This window comes from Shewanella sp. HL-SH4 (genome assembly GCF_051164845.1).
Lineage (GTDB): Bacteria > Pseudomonadota > Gammaproteobacteria > Enterobacterales > Shewanellaceae > Shewanella > Shewanella glacialimarina.
Genome location: NZ_CP195037.1, coordinates 3,166,551 through 3,182,743, shown reverse-complemented (window position 1 = coordinate 3,182,743; position 16,193 = coordinate 3,166,551). Strand labels below are relative to the sequence as shown.

The 16,193-nt window shown below is 40.9% G+C and carries 16 protein-coding genes and 2 tRNA genes; 1 reads left to right on the top strand and 17 read right to left on the bottom strand.

Annotation, left to right across the window (positions count from 1 at the left end):
* Positions 1-10: 10 nt before the first annotated feature.
* From nusA to rlmE, 10 genes are all read right to left on the bottom strand, one after another.
* Positions 11-1,510, bottom strand: coding sequence for a transcription termination factor NusA (gene nusA / locus ACRWQL_RS15000; protein WP_434926890.1), 1,500 nt, complete (start codon positions 1,508-1,510; stop codon positions 11-13).
* A 31-nt stretch (positions 1,511-1,541) separates the two neighbouring features.
* Complete coding sequence (gene rimP, locus ACRWQL_RS14995; RefSeq protein WP_226413914.1) at positions 1,542-1,997, bottom strand: ribosome maturation factor RimP; 456 nt, start codon at positions 1,995-1,997, stop codon at positions 1,542-1,544.
* A 160-nt stretch (positions 1,998-2,157) separates the two neighbouring features.
* Positions 2,158-2,234 (bottom strand) — tRNA-Met (locus tag ACRWQL_RS14990).
* Positions 2,235-2,317: 83 nt separating this feature from the next.
* Positions 2,318-2,404, bottom strand: a tRNA-Leu gene (locus tag ACRWQL_RS14985).
* A 12-nt stretch (positions 2,405-2,416) separates the two neighbouring features.
* Positions 2,417-2,752 carry a preprotein translocase subunit SecG gene (gene secG / locus ACRWQL_RS14980; protein WP_226413912.1) on the bottom strand — a complete coding sequence of 112 codons (336 nt, stop codon included), beginning with the start codon at positions 2,750-2,752 and terminating at the stop codon, positions 2,417-2,419.
* Positions 2,753-2,756: 4 nt separating this feature from the next.
* Positions 2,757-3,539, bottom strand: a complete 783-nt coding sequence (tpiA, locus tag ACRWQL_RS14975; RefSeq protein ID WP_434926893.1) for a triose-phosphate isomerase — start codon at positions 3,537-3,539, stop codon at positions 2,757-2,759.
* A 147-nt stretch (positions 3,540-3,686) separates the two neighbouring features.
* The gene (gene glmM / locus ACRWQL_RS14970; protein ID WP_434950788.1) at positions 3,687-5,024 is read right to left on the bottom strand and encodes a phosphoglucosamine mutase; all 1,338 of its coding nucleotides are present in this window, start codon (positions 5,022-5,024) and stop codon (positions 3,687-3,689) included.
* A gap of 61 nt (positions 5,025-5,085) precedes the next feature.
* Complete coding sequence (folP, locus tag ACRWQL_RS14965; protein WP_434950786.1) at positions 5,086-5,919, bottom strand: dihydropteroate synthase; 834 nt, start codon at positions 5,917-5,919, stop codon at positions 5,086-5,088.
* Between the two features lie 76 nt (positions 5,920-5,995).
* Complete coding sequence (ftsH, locus tag ACRWQL_RS14960) at positions 5,996-7,963, bottom strand: ATP-dependent zinc metalloprotease FtsH (protein WP_434926896.1); 1,968 nt, start codon at positions 7,961-7,963, stop codon at positions 5,996-5,998.
* A gap of 46 nt (positions 7,964-8,009) precedes the next feature.
* Positions 8,010-8,639, bottom strand: a complete 630-nt coding sequence (gene rlmE, locus ACRWQL_RS14955) for a 23S rRNA (uridine(2552)-2'-O)-methyltransferase RlmE (protein WP_434950784.1) — start codon at positions 8,637-8,639, stop codon at positions 8,010-8,012.
* Between the two features lie 90 nt (positions 8,640-8,729).
* On the opposite strand from rlmE, the gene yhbY reads away from it, so the two are divergent.
* Positions 8,730-9,029: a ribosome assembly RNA-binding protein YhbY gene (gene yhbY, locus ACRWQL_RS14950; RefSeq protein ID WP_226413900.1), complete on the top strand. Its 300-nt coding sequence runs from the start codon at positions 8,730-8,732 to the stop codon at positions 9,027-9,029.
* 68 nt (positions 9,030-9,097) lie between these two features.
* Here yhbY and secF read toward each other — a convergent pair whose 3' ends face one another.
* The 7 genes from secF to nqrF all read right to left on the bottom strand — a co-directional run bounded on the left by secF (position 9,098) and on the right by nqrF (position 16,161).
* Positions 9,098-10,021, bottom strand: a complete 924-nt coding sequence (gene secF / locus ACRWQL_RS14945; RefSeq protein WP_434950782.1) for a protein translocase subunit SecF — start codon at positions 10,019-10,021, stop codon at positions 9,098-9,100.
* Positions 10,022-10,025: 4 nt separating this feature from the next.
* Positions 10,026-11,837 (bottom strand): protein translocase subunit SecD, encoded by a 1,812-nt coding sequence (gene secD, locus ACRWQL_RS14940; RefSeq protein WP_434950780.1) that lies wholly within the window; start codon positions 11,835-11,837, stop codon positions 10,026-10,028.
* A gap of 144 nt (positions 11,838-11,981) precedes the next feature.
* Positions 11,982-12,569 (bottom strand): hypothetical protein, encoded by a 588-nt coding sequence (locus ACRWQL_RS14935; protein ID WP_434950778.1) that lies wholly within the window; start codon positions 12,567-12,569, stop codon positions 11,982-11,984.
* A 234-nt stretch (positions 12,570-12,803) separates the two neighbouring features.
* Positions 12,804-13,280 (bottom strand): transcription elongation factor GreA, encoded by a 477-nt coding sequence (gene greA, locus ACRWQL_RS14930; protein WP_235088551.1) that lies wholly within the window; start codon positions 13,278-13,280, stop codon positions 12,804-12,806.
* 275 nt (positions 13,281-13,555) lie between these two features.
* Positions 13,556-13,777 (bottom strand): (Na+)-NQR maturation NqrM, encoded by a 222-nt coding sequence (nqrM, locus tag ACRWQL_RS14925; RefSeq protein WP_226413896.1) that lies wholly within the window; start codon positions 13,775-13,777, stop codon positions 13,556-13,558.
* Between the two features lie 25 nt (positions 13,778-13,802).
* A complete protein-coding gene (locus ACRWQL_RS14920; protein WP_434953397.1) occupies positions 13,803-14,816 on the bottom strand; it encodes an FAD:protein FMN transferase in 1,014 nt (337 codons plus the stop codon).
* A gap of 97 nt (positions 14,817-14,913) precedes the next feature.
* Positions 14,914-16,161: an NADH:ubiquinone reductase (Na(+)-transporting) subunit F gene (gene nqrF, locus ACRWQL_RS14915; RefSeq protein WP_235088546.1), complete on the bottom strand. Its 1,248-nt coding sequence runs from the start codon at positions 16,159-16,161 to the stop codon at positions 14,914-14,916.
* Positions 16,162-16,193 lie beyond the last annotated feature (32 nt).

Below are 16,193 nucleotides of genomic sequence, written 5' to 3'. Positions count from 1 at the left end.
GTTGATCGACTTATGCTTCTTCGCCAAACCAACAGATATTGCGGGCTGCCATGATGAGCTCACCTGCTTTTTCTTCTGTCAATTCTTCTATTTCGATTAAATCATCGATACCTTGCTCAGCAAGGTCTTCTAATGTAACAACACCTTTACTTGCTAATACGAAGGCAAGATGTCTTTCTAAACCGTCAAGCGCTAATAAGTCTTCACTTGGATGTGCACCATCTAATGCTTCTTCTGAAGCTAATGCACGCGTAGAAATCGCTGCTTTGGCGCGTTCACGCAAAGAAGCCACGATATCTTCGTCAAATCCGTTAATATTAAGTAATTCTGCTTCTGGTACGTAAGCGATCTCTTCTAATGAAGTGAAACCTTCTTCCGCTAGAACTGTTGCAAAATCTTCGTCTACTTCTAAAGTAGCCATAAATAATTCAACCACTTTCGCGCTTTCCGCTTGGTGTTTCTTATTCATGTCTTCTACTGTCATTACGTTTAATTCCCAACCAGTAAGTTGAGTCGCTAAACGTACGTTTTGGCCGTTACGACCAATTGCTTGTGCCAGACTGTCAGCTTCAACGGCGATATCCATTGAATGGTTATCCTCGTCAACAATAATTGAAGCAACATCAGCTGGTGCCATCGCATTAATGACATATTGTGCTGGATTATCATCCCACAACACGATATCAACACGCTCACCACATAATTCATTCGATACAGCTTGAACACGTGCACCGCGCATACCAACACAAGCACCTATTGGATCTATGCGTTTATCGTTTGACTTTACGGCTATTTTAGCGCGGGCACCTGGCTCACGGGCAGCACCCATAACTTCAATTAATTCATCATAAATTTCAGGCACTTCAACACGGAAAAGCTCAATAAGCATTTCAGGCTTGCTGCGAGTTAAAAATAACTGCGCGCCACGTGCTTCTGGGCGAACTGCATAAAGTAATGCACGAACGCGATCACCTGGGCGGAATGATTCACGGCTAATTAAGTCTTCTTTAAATATCACGCCATCAGCGTTATTACCTAAATCAACAACCACGTTTTCACGGGTGCTTTTCTTAACAACACCAGTAACAATCTCGCCTTCACGCTCAATAAACTGTTCAACAACTTGAGCACGCTCAGCTTCACGTACTTTTTGTACGATAACCTGTTTTGCGGTTTGAGTTGTTATACGGTCAAATACTACTGAATCGATCTCATCTTCGACATAATCGCCAGGTTGAAGATCAGGGTTCTCATAGCGTGCAGCTTCAAGCGTAATTTCGCTATATGGGTTTTCTAACGGCTCACCTTGATCATCGATAACCATCCAACGACGGAAAGTGTCGTAGTGTCCGGTTTTACGATCGATAGCAACACGAACTTCAATATCACCTTCGTATTTTTTCTTGGTTGCTGTTGCAAGGGCAGTTTCTAACGCTTCAAAAATTTTCTCACGCGGAACCGCTTTCTCATTTGAAACCGCTTCTGCTACTAGCAGGATCTCTTTATTCATTTGGTCTAGCCTCGTTCTTCACCTGAAACTATTAAAATTTTGCGATGATGTTGCCTTTGCGGATATTATCCAAAGCAACAACCAAGTCTTTTCCATCTACTGTTATTGTGAGCATTTGCCCGTCAACTTTAGCAATGGCGCCTTTTAAATTTCGACTACCCGCTACCGGCATAGTCAATTGTACTTTTGCATCTTCGCCTACATAGGCTGCATATTGTTGAGCAGTAAATAAAGGTCTATCTACACCCGGAGAAGATACTTCAAGGGTAAATTCTGTAGAAATAGGGTCTTCAACATCAAGTACCGCACCCACTTGTCGGCTCACTTCGGCACAGTTTTCAATATGGATGCCATTTTCATGATCAATAAATATGCGTACTATTGAGTGTTTACCAGCTTGGACATACTCAATGCCCCAAAGCTTAAAACCAAGTGCTTCAACTGGTACCGTTAACATGTCTACCAGTCTTGATTCTAATGTTGCCAAAAATGACCCCCAAAAAAACAAAAAAAGGGCAAAAGCCCCTGTATAATCCGCCTTAAAATCACGGAAAATCAAAAGTCCATATAACAAAAAACCCCGTAAATACGAGGCTATTTTGCTATAGAACCTGTATCTGTTATCGAAGTATCCAATAACAGGGAGCTGGTTGCGGGAGCCGGATTTGAACCGACGACCTTCGGGTTATGAGCCCGACGAGCTACCAAACTGCTCCATCCCGCGTCAACTTCATGCAAGTATATTGACTTACGTCTTATCTTGCAATAACTATTCAGTAATACAAGGCCAACTGAACAATTTTTAACTGGTGCCGAGAGCGGGACTTGAACCCGCACGTCCGTTAAGACACAGCCACCTCAAGGCTGCGCGTCTACCAATTCCACCACCTCGGCTAATTTGGTACTTTAATCAGGAATTTTATCTTCTGATTGTTGTTCAACTACTGGCGCTTCATCAATGATTTGCTCAGTTGCTGGACCTATATCGCTCCAATTATCTTCAGCTTTACTGTGATTGGCACTAAGATTGCCAATTACTAAGCTTAAAGCGAAAAATGCGATAGCTAAAACTGCTGTGCTGCGAGTCAGAAAGTTACCTGAACCGCTAGAACCAAATAACGTACCAGACGCTCCGGCTCCAAATGATGCGCCCATATCGGCGCCTTTACCTTGCTGAATAAGAATTAAACCTACTAGGCCAATTGCTACCACCATGTAAACAACTATAAGTACTTCGTACATATTATTATGCGCTCATTGCTATGGAACATAAACTTAGGAATTCGGACGAATTTAAGCTAGCTCCGCCAATCAATCCACCATCAACATCAGGTTGGGCAAAAATATCTGCCGCATTACTTGGCGTGACACTTCCACCGTATAAAATTCTGATATTTTCTCCAATAAATGGAGATACTTCAGAGAGGCGACTGCGAATAAACGCATGAACTTCTTGTGCCTGCTCTGGAGTTGCGCTCTTACCTGTACCTACAGCCCATAAAGGTTCGTAGGCGATAATCGCATTGTCAAAAGCCATAGTGCCATTTTTCTCAATGACGATATCCAACTCTTCAGCAATAACTTCAAAAGTACGTCTTGCTTCTCGTGCTGGACCTGACTCCCCTACACATAATATAGGCGTCAAACCATGTTTTTGAGCTGCGGCAAACTTTTCTGCCACTATATTACTCGTTTCACCGTACATACGGCGACGTTCGGAGTGACCGATAATTACGTATCGACATCCTGAATCTTTTAGCATCTGCCCGGATATTTCGCCGGTATACGCGCCGAAGTCATGTTGACTAAGATTTTGCGCGCCCATTCTAACAAGTGCCCCATCTAGGGTTTGCTTGTTTGACTCAAGCAGTTGCCTAACACTTTCAAGATAAATTGAAGGCGGGCATAAAACCACTTCAGCTGAATCATTTTGGAGCTTTGCTGCAAACTTTTTAAATAACTCTTGGGCTAATGCCGAATTGCCATTCATTTTCCAGTTGCCAGCTACCATAGGACGTCTGAGTGCCATCACTGTCTCCTTTGAAAGCGGCGTGAATAATAGCGAACCACTTATCAAGTTACAATAGGTAATAGATGAATATTTACAATAAGCTGTCGAAGTGGTTACTTTTTACCCCAGCAACAGCTTAATTAAATATTTATGATTTATTTCTGACTAACAGGACATTTTTACCGCTTCGGCAATTCTATTTGCAAAGGCTAGCACTTGATCATGCTCATCGCCTTCTACCATCACGCGAATAAGCGGTTCTGTACCAGACTTTCTTAATAATACTCTGCCTCGAGCACCAAGTTGTTGCTCAACATAGGCTTGTGCCGATTTAACTGCATCAGAATCAAGTGGGTTATTACTGCCTTCAAATCTTACATTAACTAGCACTTGCGGTAGCATCTTCATCGCTTCGGTAAGCGACTCAAGGGAAGCATTCTGCCTACGCATCGCGGCCAATACTAAAATACCTGCAATAATACCGTCGCCTGTAGTGCCATGATCTAAGTTAAGAATATGACCTGAATTTTCACCGCCGATACGCCACTCATGCTTTTTCAGCAGTTCCATCACATAACGGTCGCCAACATTAGAGCGAACAAAAGGAATATTCAACTCTTGTAAGGCTAAATCAAGCCCTAAGTTGGACATTAAAGTGCCAACAACCCCACCTTTTAATACACCACGCTTTTGTGCATCGACAGCTAATATGTATAATATTTGATCACCATCAATCACTTCACCATATCGATTAACCATCATAATACGATCGCCATCACCATCTAACGCGATACCTAAATCTGCGTTCTCAGCGAGTACGGTTTCGCAAATTTTAGCCATTGCGGTTGCGCCAACTTTATCATTGATATTTAACCCATCAGGTTTATCACCAATAGCAACCACTTCAGCACCTAACTCTCTAAATACACTCGGTGCGATGTGGTAAGTTGCGCCATGGGCACAATCAACTACAATTTTTAGCCCTGTAAGCGTGTGCTCTGCAGGGAAATTCCCTTTACAATACTCAATGTAACGCCCTGCTGCATCATCGATACGGCGTGCCTTACCAAGCAAATGTGATTCAACACATACCAGTGGCTTTTCAAGTTCGGCTTCAATTTCAAGTTCAATAGCATCATCTAGCTTACTGCCATCGGTTGAAAAGAACTTAATACCATTGTCATAATAAGGATTATGCGATGCACTGATCACAACCCCGGCTTCTGCTCTAAATGTTCTGGTTAAATATGCCACCGCAGGTGTCGGCATAGGCCCAAGCAGTAACACATTCAAACCTGCTGCAGATAAGCCCGCTTCGAGTGCTGATTCAAATAAGTAACCTGAAATACGGGTGTCTTTACCAATAATCACTTTTTTAGTACCACTGCGTGAAAGCACTCGTCCAGCTGCCCAGCCTAGTTTTAATGCTAACTCAGGTGTCATCTTGCCTGAACCGACCTTTCCACGAATGCCATCGGTTCCAAAAAATTGTCTTTGTTTCACATATCCCCACTTAAGTGAATTCACTCAGTTTGTTGTAATTAATTTACTATCAGCGGCTAACTTAAATATTCGCCATGGTAGCCGACATGACTTTCAGTACATCGACGGTTTCGGGAACGTCATGTACACGTATAATTTGAGCTCCTTGCTGCGCAGCAATTAACGCGCCGGCAAGACTGCCGGCCAAGCGCTCAGACGTTGGCCTTGCTAATAAATCGCCAATCATGCTTTTTCGAGACAAACCTATTAATATTGGTAAGTGAAATTGATGTAGCAGCGGCAATGTCGCTAATAAGCGGTAATTATGCGCTAAAGTTTTACCAAAGCCAAAGCCTGGATCTAATATTATCTTGCTTCTTGTGATCCCTGCAGCCTCACAAGCTAGAATGCGCCGCTCAAAAAAAGCACTTACCTCAGAGATAACATCTCCATATTCTGGTGAGTCTTGCATTGTTTTAGGTTCACCTTTCATGTGCATCAAACAAACTGGCACTTTTAAAGTTGCTGCCATCTCAATTGCACCAGGGAGCTGTAAAGCTCTAACATCATTAATTAAATTCGCACCCGCTGCTACAGCTTGCTGCATAACCTCTGGTTTACTGGTATCAATTGAGATCCAAACATCATGTTTATCAGCAATATATTTGATTAGAGGTAATACTCTTGCAAGTTCTTGTTCAACAGTGACCTCAGAGGCACCTGGACGCGTCGATTCACCACCGACATCAATAATGCTAGCACCTTGCTCGATAATATAATCAACATGTTTGCAGGCATGTTCAAATAGATTGAATTCTCCACCATCGGAAAAGGAATCAGGTGTTACGTTAACAATCCCCATTACAACAGGTTTAGCTAAATCTAACTGTTTATTACCATGTGATAATTTAAACATTACTGGTTACCTATAATTACCCATCAGCTAAAACAAAAAAGCCCCTTGCGGGGCTTTTTTAACTTACACCACGTAATTATTTAACGGGTGACTCATCAGGCTTTAAATCATCTTTCTTAGCATTATCTTCCGATTCAGTTGTCACATTTTCAACTTTATCATCATCTTTTGCTTCAGGTTTACCATCACCTTTATCATCAGAAGAGTCATCAACTTGCCAATCAGCTGGTTGACGAACTTCACGACGGTTCATCAAGTCATCAATTTGCAATGAATCAATGGTTTCATACTTCATCAATGCATCTTTCATGGAGTGTAAAATATCCATATTTTCAGTCAGCATTGTTTGCGCTCGTTGATAATTTTTATCAATAAATGCCTTAATTTCGGAATCAATAAGCGAAGCGGTATCGGCAGACATAGCTTTTGATTTGCCCATGCTACGACCTAAAAACACTTCATTGTCTTCTTCAGCGTAAAGTAAAGGACCTAATTTGTCTGAAAATCCCCACTGAGTCACCATATTACGCGCTATAGAAGTAGCATATTTGATATCTTGTGATGCACCAGTTGACACTTTATCACTACCATAGATCAACTCTTCAGCTAATCGACCACCATAAGCCACAGAAATTTGTGACTCTAGTTTTAGACGACTTTGACTAACGGCATCAGCTAATGGCAGGAAGAAGGTCACACCTAATGCACGTCCACGTGGGATAATAGTCACTTTGTGCACAGGATCATGCTCAGGTACTAAACAACCTACGATGGCGTGGCCAGCTTCATGATAAGCTGTCATTTCTTTTTCAGATTCTGACATCACCATAGAACGGCGTTCTGCGCCCATCATAATTTTATCTTTGGCCCGTTCAAACTCTTCCATGCTAACCATGCGGCGATTACCACGTGCAGCAAATAATGCAGCTTCGTTAACTAAGTTAGCGAGATCAGCACCAGAAAATCCTGGTGTACCACGGGCAATTACGCTTGCTTTAACATCTTCAGACAAAGGCACTTTGCGCATATGTACTTTTAAAATTTGTTCACGGCCACGAACATCAGGCAATCCAACCACGACTTGTCTGTCAAAACGACCTGGACGAAGTAACGCAGAGTCTAAAACGTCAGGGCGGTTAGTTGCAGCAATAACGATGACGCCTTCATTACCTTCAAAACCATCCATCTCAACCAGCATTTGGTTTAAGGTTTGTTCACGTTCATCATGACCACCACCTACACCAGCGCCGCGTTGGCGACCTACTGCATCGATTTCATCGATAAAGATGATACAAGGTGAAGATTTTTTTGCTTGTTCGAACATATCACGCACACGAGATGCACCAACACCAACAAACATCTCAACAAAATCAGATCCTGATATAGTAAAGAATGGCACCTTAGACTCACCGGCAATAGCCTTAGCTAATAGGGTCTTACCTGTACCAGGTTGACCAACCATTAACACGCCAGTTGGAATACGGCCGCCTAGCTTTTGGAACTTGGTTGGATCACGTAAATAATCAACCAGCTCTTTAACTTCTTCTTTTGCTTCATCACAACCTGCAACATCAGCAAAAGTTGTCTTAATTTGGTCTTCACTCATCAGTTTGGCTTTACTCTTACCAAACGACATTGCACCTTTACCGCCACCACCTTGCATTTGACGCATGAAGAAAATCCACACACCGATAAGCAGTAGCATTGGGAACCATGAAATGAATATTTGGGTTAAGAAGCCTGACTCTTCAGCTTCTTGACCTTTCATCGAGATACCTCTGCGATCAAGATCATTTATTAAATCTTGGTCATACATAGGCATAATCGTGGTGAACTTATCTCCTGAAGATCTTGTTCCCTCAATAGTACGCTGATCGCTTTTAATCTCAACAGTCTTAATCTGTCCATCTCGGACATTATCAAGAAAAGCGGAATAGTCCATCTTCTGCGAATTCGAAGAAGTGGGGGAATAACCCTGAAATACTGACATCAACACAACAGCGATGACGACCCAGAGTATTAAATTTTTTGCCATGTCACTCAAATTATTAGACCTCTATTACAGTCTTGCGATAATGGATATTAGACTACTACAACTTGTAACCAGTCGCCACTAAATAGACTTCTCTAGAGCGCGCCCTAGATGAGTCTGGTTTACGGGTTTTTACTACTTTGAAAACTTGTTTTACCGACTTCATATAATCGTCAAAACCCTCCCCCTGAAAGACTTTGACGGCAAAGCAGCCGTTTGGAGCCAATACTTGCCTACACATGTCTAATGCCAATTCAACTAAATACATTGATCTAGGTTGGTCAACGACATCTGCACCGCTCATATTCGGCGCCATATCTGATAATACCACATCCACTTTAGCTTCACCTACACGGTCAAGCAAAGCTTCTAGTACTTTTTCTTCTCTAAAATCCCCTTGCAAGAAATCGACTCCGACAATGGGATCCATAGGTAAAATATCACAGGCGATGACTTTACCCTTTTCTCCAGCTAACTTAACCGCAACTTGAGACCAACCTCCAGGTGCAGCACCTAAGTCTACTACAGTCATACCTGACTTAATCAAGTGATCTTTTTGCTGAATTTCTTCTAATTTAAAAGCTGCGCGTGAGCGTAAGCCACGTTTTTGAGCCAATTTAACATAATGATCATCAAAGTGTTCTAGCATCCAACGATTCGAACTAGCTGTACGTTTTTTAGCTGACATTAAAATTCCGCAACGATTGAGAGTTACATAAAGACTATATAAGGGTAGAATAGCCGCTTTTCAACAGTAACTCAGTAAAAGTTGGTATAAATGAATTTAACAACCAAACAAAAACAGCATCTAAAAGGCTTAGCGCACAATTTAAAGCCAGTTGTGATGCTTGGTGCCAATGGTTTGACTGAAGGTGTTCTGGCTGAAATTGATAGCGCACTTAGTTATCATGAATTGATCAAAGTAAAAGTAGCCTCTTCTGATAGAGAACTTAAAAATGCCATCGTTGACGCCATTGTACGTGAAACTCAGTCAACGAAAGTGCAAACTATCGGTCATATTTTAGTTATCTTCCGTCAATCAGCAGAGATGAAAATTGCCATTCCAAAAGCAAAATAATCTATGATTTTGGTTAATATAAAGCCGCTGAACTCAGCGGCTTTATATTGTTAAAAATTGCACAAATATTACGGCGTATCGGGTAATGGTATAACCCTGTAATGGTCAGAATTTAAGCCCAGTAATTCAGGAAATGTTGCCCCAATAGAAATTGATGACCACGTCCCCGTTAAAATACCGATAAACATCGCAATTGAAAAACCTTCCAGCGGCGCCCCCCCCATAATCCATAATGCTACTACGGTTAATAATGTTGTACCGGAAGTCACCATAGTGCGCGAAAATGTCGATTTAACGGCTAAATTATTAATATCCGTGATATTCCATTGAGGCTTAATGACTAATTGCTCGCGTATCCTGTCGGCGATAATTATTGAGTCATTGAGCGAATAACCCAAAATAGCCAATATTGCCGCTAATACGGTTAAATTGAATTCCAGTTGGCTTAAAGCAAAAAAAGCCAACACAAATACAACATCATGCACTAAAGCCAATAATGCACCGGATGCTAAACGCCATTCAAAACGATAACTGAGATACCCCATAATACATAACATGGCCATTAATAACGCTAAGCCGCCTTGTTCAACTAACTCTTGACCAACTTGAGGACCAACGATACTGCTGTTTAATACATTGATGTCACTCTGCAGCGGCGCCAATACTGTTAATAGTTCCGGACGTTGATTTTCAACAGGGATATTGGCATAACGCAGTACCCATCGCCCTGGTTCACTAGCCGAAATGACACTGACCTCTTGTTGATAAGCGGCAACCATTAGCGGTTGTATTTCACTGGCGGTGATACCTTTATCCAGTTGAATTTCGGTGACCACCCCGCCGGTAAAGTCCAACCCCCAATTAAACCCTTTGATACCTATTATGCCTAAAGATAACAACATCAGCGCAATAGAAAGGATGCTCGATGCATAGCGCCACTTGGTTAGAAACTTAAGTTTATCTATTGTGTTATTCATTTGAGTTGAGTTCATTGTATTACACCTTTATCGCGTAACGAGTATCACGGCCATACACTAAGTTAATGATGGCACGTGAGGCGAAAATGCCGGTAAACATACTAGTTAGCAAGCCTAAACCCAGAGTTAACGCAAAACCTTGAATGGGGCCATTGCCAATAGAAAATAACACTACGGCGGTGATCATAGTGGTGAAGTTGGCATCAAATATTGTTGAAAAAGCACTATCAAATCCAACGTCAATAGCACTAGCAAAACTTCGACCTTCTGCTAGTTTATCTTTTATTCGCTCAAAAATAAGTACGTTAGTATCTACAGCCATACCCACTGTAAGCACTAACCCTGCAATACCAGGTAAGGTTAATACTGCCCCTGGAATTAATGCTAACAATCCAAATAACATCACCATATTAGCAATTAGCGCTATATTTGCTACCCAGCCTAAACGCCGGTACCAACAAGCCATAAAGAGTAATGTCAATGACATACCTAATGCTAACGCAGCAAAACCATTGACAATATTTTCAGCGCCTAAACTTGGGCCAATTGTGCGTTCTTCAATGATGGTTACAGGCGCAGTCATAGAGCCGGCTCGTAATAATAATGCCAACTGCTGAGCTTCTTGATGGCTACCTACACCGGTAATTTCAAAATTATTGCCTAACTGACTTTGAATCGTTGCCACGCTAATAACTTTAGTCGTCTGCTGTGATTTCCCCAGACTATTACGGCTATACTCGCTATAAGAAGTGGCCATTGGTTTACCTATATTATCGCGCGAAAAGTCTGACATTAACTTTCCTCCAGCAGAATCTAAGCTGATATTCACTTTTGCCATGCCAAAATCACCAGTGGCGGCACGCGCATCAACAATATGATCTCCAGCTAATACAGGCGTTCTCGCGACATAAATTGGATTGTTGGCTTGATCCTTTAACACTAACGCATTAACTGAACCATTCTCAAGAACAGGATAAAAAGCTAAGCTGGCTGTAGCGCCAATGACATTTTTAGCGGTGGCTGGATCCTGCACACCTGGCAGTTCAATACGGATACGGTTTTCGCCTTGGCGTTGTACCAAAGCCTCAGTGATGCCTAACTCTTCAATGCGGCTGCGCATAATTTGTAAATTCTGCTGTACGGTCAAATTAGTTAATTTCACCTTCTCATTTTCTGATAGCGCTACAAATAGTGTATTTTTCTGTCCTGTTACCTGCCATAACGGATATTGTTCTGCAATAAACTGTCTTATTTGTCCTCTCGCCTCAGGCAAAGTGAGGTCAACCGTGACTTCAGCGCTGTCACCAGAGTGAATGCTAACACCGTTTATATGCTGTTTTCTGACAAACTGTTTTAACGAATCACCAACCATAATACTTTGTTGGCGAAAAACTAAGTCTAAGTCGACATCCAATAAAAACTGCACTCCACCACGTAAATCCAGCCCTAGCTTAATGGGTTCAAATCCCATATTTAACAACCAAGTAGGCGCTGCAGGTGATAAGGATAATGTGACTTGAGCCTGTTTTTCAAACTCGTTTATTAAGGTGTTTTTAGCAAGCATTTGTTGATGTGGGTCTTGCAAGACGACTAATACATTCTGCTGCTTTTGCTCAATGCGTTTACTGCTGATCCCCGCTTGATTTAATACCTGATAAACATGTTCAGAGGATAAGGTGTGTGATGATTTTGATGACAGTTGTACAGCTGCATCTTCGCCATACCAAGACGGAAGAGCGCTTAAAAAAAATATTACTAACGTACTGATAAGCAGCCAATATTTCCACTGGGAGTAATGGTTTAATAGAGTTTTTTTTGACTTAGGTTTCATAACAATAGATCTCACAACATCGTGGAATAATAAATCCACGTAAACAATGCACCATAAGCTATAACTGCATTTATTGCAGATCAACAGCTCAAGGAAAATTCATTAGCGATAGCTAATGGTTATTTTTAATGTTGTGTTATACGTTTAACAAATGTGAGTATGAACGAAGAGTAAATTAGACTCTTTCCAACCGGAAAGCCTTGAAGGGGCTGATACAGTCGATAAAGTCCAGTCTAGTTGTGGACTGAAATCAATTTGATAACCAATTGCCAAACTTGGTACTGGAGGGGAAATAAACTCATATGCTAAAAGGTAGCTTGGTTTAATTTCATCCGAATGGTGTTGAGCTAAATTAATATAGCGTGCTGAATAGGTTGGAACATAATGTAAGTCATTAGAGATGGGGAGCTTAGTAGATTGAGTGTTAACACTTGCTATATCAACTAAGTAGAATAAAGAAGTACCGATAATTGTTGATGGGTAATTGGCAGTAATCTCGCCATTTATAACTGAGTCGGTACTATCCACGATCAAATGAGGATGATTAACATCGGACTGATTTGATTGATGGTAAGCGATAACACAATTAGCAGTAGCAGAGGAACTCGTGCAGGTAGGTGCAGCAGAGTAATTTAATTGAGCTGATATTAAAGTATGATTAGTGGCAAGGAAGCTAGTGCTCAACCCCACAACAATCAATATCATTAATATTTTAGCCCAAGAAAACGTCATATAGACCTTAACCTATTAATTAGTTTTATTACTCAATATAGTCGTAAACAATAAATCGCCAATAAAGTGTAAACTGCATGTGATGCTATTAGAAATAGCTTATAGCCAACTTAAGATAATAACTGCACCTGTCATATTCAGCAAATTAATTATTCAGCATATAACAAAAAAGCACTTAATAATTAATTAAGTGCTTTGTAAGCTTAAGCGGTAATCATTAATATTTCTATATAGCTAAATATATTTAACCGATAAAATCTCATAATCAGTAATGCCACCTGGAGTTGCAATCCCCACTTCATCACCTTCATTTTTGCCAATAAGTCCACGGGCAATAGGCGAGTTAACAGAAATTAAATTCTGTTTGATATCAGCTTCATCATCACCCACTATGCGGTAAGTTACTTCAGCATCGGTATTGATATTGAGGATACTTACAGTGGTACCAAAGATAACTCGGCCAGTATTTTCTATTTTAGTGACATCAATAATCTGTACATTCGACAGTTTACCTTCAATGTCACGAATACGGGCTTCACATATTCCTTGGTCTTCACGTGCGGCATGATATTCAGCATTTTCTTTTAAATCACCAAGCTCACGCGCCGAAGCGATGGCTTCTGTAATTTTAGGGCGACGATCAAACTTTAAGATGTCTAATTCTTTGCGTAATTGATCAGCACCAACAACAGTCATTGGAACTTTATTCATGTTAAGTGATCTCCATAAAACAAAAGCATCCCGTGTCGATAAAATATCAACACTATAATAATCGTTTGGAATGACTTACTTTAAAACCTTCAAGTAATACGACAGGGATGTTACATAGATAATGGGCAACAGCTTACCTAAGCTTTAACTGACTTGCTAGTCAGATAGCTAAAAATGCTGCTAAAGACGATAAATTTCAGCGTCATCATATAAAAACAGCCCACTTTTTTTGTGCGCTGTTATATATACAACTTTATTAACTCTAATCAAATAAGTTAGATAATTCTGTTTTGCGCTAACTTCTCGAGGCGTTCTTCTTCTGCCATTCGACGTTTACGTTTGTCACAGGGATCATCGCAGTCGCAGGCTTTTTCGATGCCTAACACTCCTAAGCCACCACAACTTCCTTCCACTGCTTTTTTCTTAATGATATAGCCAATAGACATCAATAAGAAAAAGACTAATAACACCACAAACGCAGCAATAAATGTGCTCATTTCGGACTCCAGTTTAATGGATGGATCAATCAAGATAAGGCTTAAAGGCCTCACTATAAAAGACCTGATAACCTTGTTCCTGCTTTTCAATCAGCATTATTGCTAAATTTTGCTCTTTGGCAAGTGCTAATGATGCCTCAGTCCCCAATACCATCATTGCTGTAGCATAACCATCTGCTGTCATTGAACTTTTGTGTAGTACGGTTGCTGAGGCTAATTTGTGCTTAATCGGGTAACCTGTGCGAGGATCAATTAAATGGGTAAAACGTTCGCCGTTTTCTTCATAATAAATGCGATAGTCACCTGATGTTGCTAACGCTATTGTATCAAGTTCTATGACTTGCTGCACTTCTTGCCCGTCTTCTGCAGGCTTTTCAATTGCGACACGCCAAGGCGTTCCATCAAACTTAGTGCCTTTAGTACTAATTTCGCCACCAATTTCAACTAAATAACCTTCTATTTGATACTTGTCTAATAAAGATGCCACTTTATCAACACCAAAGCCTTTAGCTATTGAGGATAGATCAACATATAAATCGGCATTATGTTTAACTAGCTTGGTTCCTTCAATAGTTAACTCATTGATCCCTGTCTTTGCTTTAGCATCGCTTATGGCTTGAGCAGTTGGAATAGATGTAGGACGTTTGTCTGGACCAAATCCCCACAAGTTAACCAGCGGCCCAAGAGTAATATCTAAAGCACCGTCGGTTATCTCGTTCAAACGGATCCCCTCTTTTACAACCAAAAGAGTATCGGGTGAGACATCGACGCCTTGTCTAATTTGTAACTGATTAAAACGAGATAACTCTGAGTTCGGACGATAGGTAGACATTTGATTATTAACGGTCTCAAGGGCCATATCTATTTCTGTTTGTAACAATTGTACTTGTGGCAAATGCTCGTTACTGACCAAAGTAATATGATATGTGGTGCCCATTGTTCGCCCTTCCAACTTAATGGTTGTTTCAGGCTGTGTACAGGCTGTAATTGTGCAAGCAATCAGGATGAGCAGGAATGATTTAATTGATGTCGCCATAATGAACTATCCCATAAAACAAAAAATTGCAGTAGCTAATGCATACTGCAATCTATAAAAAAATTAAGGTGCTAAATTTAGCACCTTAACTTAATTGATATTAACCGCCGAAGTCATCTAATAAGATGTTTTCATCTTCAACACCTAAATCTTTTAACATGCCTATAACTGCTGCGTTCATCATTGGAGGTCCACACATGTAGAACTCACAATCTTCTGGCGCATCATGATCACGCAGATAGTTTTCATACAATACGTTATGAATAAAACCTGTGTAACCAGTCCAATTATCTTCTGCCTGAGGATCAGACAAAGCAACATGCCATTTGAAGTTATCATTTTCAGCTGCAAGGCCGTCAAAATCTTCTACATAGAACATTTCACGTTTAGAACGCGCACCGTACCAGAAACTGATCTTACGTTTCGAGTTTAAGCGTTTAAGCTGGTCGAAGATATGAGAACGCATTGGCGCCATACCTGCGCCACCACCAATAAATACCATTTCCGCATCAGTGTCTTTAGCGAAGAACTCACCAAAAGGCCCCGAAATAGTGACTTTATCACCCGCTTTCAAGCTCCAAATGTAAGAAGACATTTTGCCACAAGGTAAGGTTAAATTACGTGGCGGTGGCGTAGCAATACGCACGTTCAACATAATAATACCAAACTCTTCTGGATAGTTAGCCATTGAGTATGCACGAATTGTTTCTTCGTCTACTTTTGACTCTAACTTGAAGAAGCCAAAATGCTCCCAGTCGCCACGATATTGTTCAGGCACTTCAAACTCAGCATATTTAACATGATGAGCAGGTGCTTCAATTTGAATATAACCGCCGGCACGGAATGGAACAGTTTCGCCATCAGGAATTTGAAGCTTCAGTTCTTTAATGAAAGTGGCTTTGTTATCGTTAGAGATAACTGCACATTCCCATTTTTTAATGCCAAAGATTTCTTCGTCTAATTCAATGTCCATGTCACTTTTTACGTTGACCTGACATGACAAACGACAACCTTGGCGAGCTTCGCCTTTACTGATGTGATCAAGTTCTGTTGGCAAAATATCACCGCCACCAGATTTAATCATCACGCGACATTGACCACATGAGCCACCGCCACCACATGCACTTGATACGAAAATACCATTATTGGCTAAGGCACCCAGTAGCTTACCACCGGCACCTGTTTTAATTGCCTTGTCTGCATCACCATTGATACTAATGGTGATATCACCGCTAGCAACCAGCTTCGACTTAGCGAATAAAATCACTAATACCAAAACTAGTACGATAACAGTAAACATACTCACACCTAGATAAACATCTATTGGAGTAGATTCAAGAATACCCATTCACTTATTCCTTAAAGGTTCAAATTAATACT

Coding starts and splice junctions, on each gene's coding strand:
- nqrM (WP_226413896.1), bottom strand. CDS start 13,777: ATGAGCACATTTATTGCTGCGTTTGTGGTGTTATTAGTCTTTTTCTTA.
- tpiA (WP_434926893.1), bottom strand. CDS start 3,539: ATGGCACTCAGACGTCCTATGGTAGCTGGCAACTGGAAAATGAATGGC.
- ACRWQL_RS14935 (WP_434950778.1), bottom strand. CDS start 12,569: ATGACGTTTTCTTGGGCTAAAATATTAATGATATTGATTGTTGTGGGG.
- yhbY (WP_226413900.1), top strand. CDS start 8,730: ATGAATTTAACAACCAAACAAAAACAGCATCTAAAAGGCTTAGCGCAC.
- rlmE (WP_434950784.1), bottom strand. CDS start 8,639: ATGTCAGCTAAAAAACGTACAGCTAGTTCGAATCGTTGGATGCTAGAA.
- nqrF (WP_235088546.1), bottom strand. CDS start 16,161: ATGGGTATTCTTGAATCTACTCCAATAGATGTTTATCTAGGTGTGAGT.
- greA (WP_235088551.1), bottom strand. CDS start 13,280: ATGAATAAAGTTCCAATGACTGTTGTTGGTGCTGATCAATTACGCAAA.
- secG (WP_226413912.1), bottom strand. CDS start 2,752: ATGTACGAAGTACTTATAGTTGTTTACATGGTGGTAGCAATTGGCCTA.
- nusA (WP_434926890.1), bottom strand. CDS start 1,510: ATGAATAAAGAGATCCTGCTAGTAGCAGAAGCGGTTTCAAATGAGAAA.
- secD (WP_434950780.1), bottom strand. CDS start 11,837: ATGAAACCTAAGTCAAAAAAAACTCTATTAAACCATTACTCCCAGTGG.
- folP (WP_434950786.1), bottom strand. CDS start 5,919: ATGTTTAAATTATCACATGGTAATAAACAGTTAGATTTAGCTAAACCT.
- secF (WP_434950782.1), bottom strand. CDS start 10,021: ATGAACTCAACTCAAATGAATAACACAATAGATAAACTTAAGTTTCTA.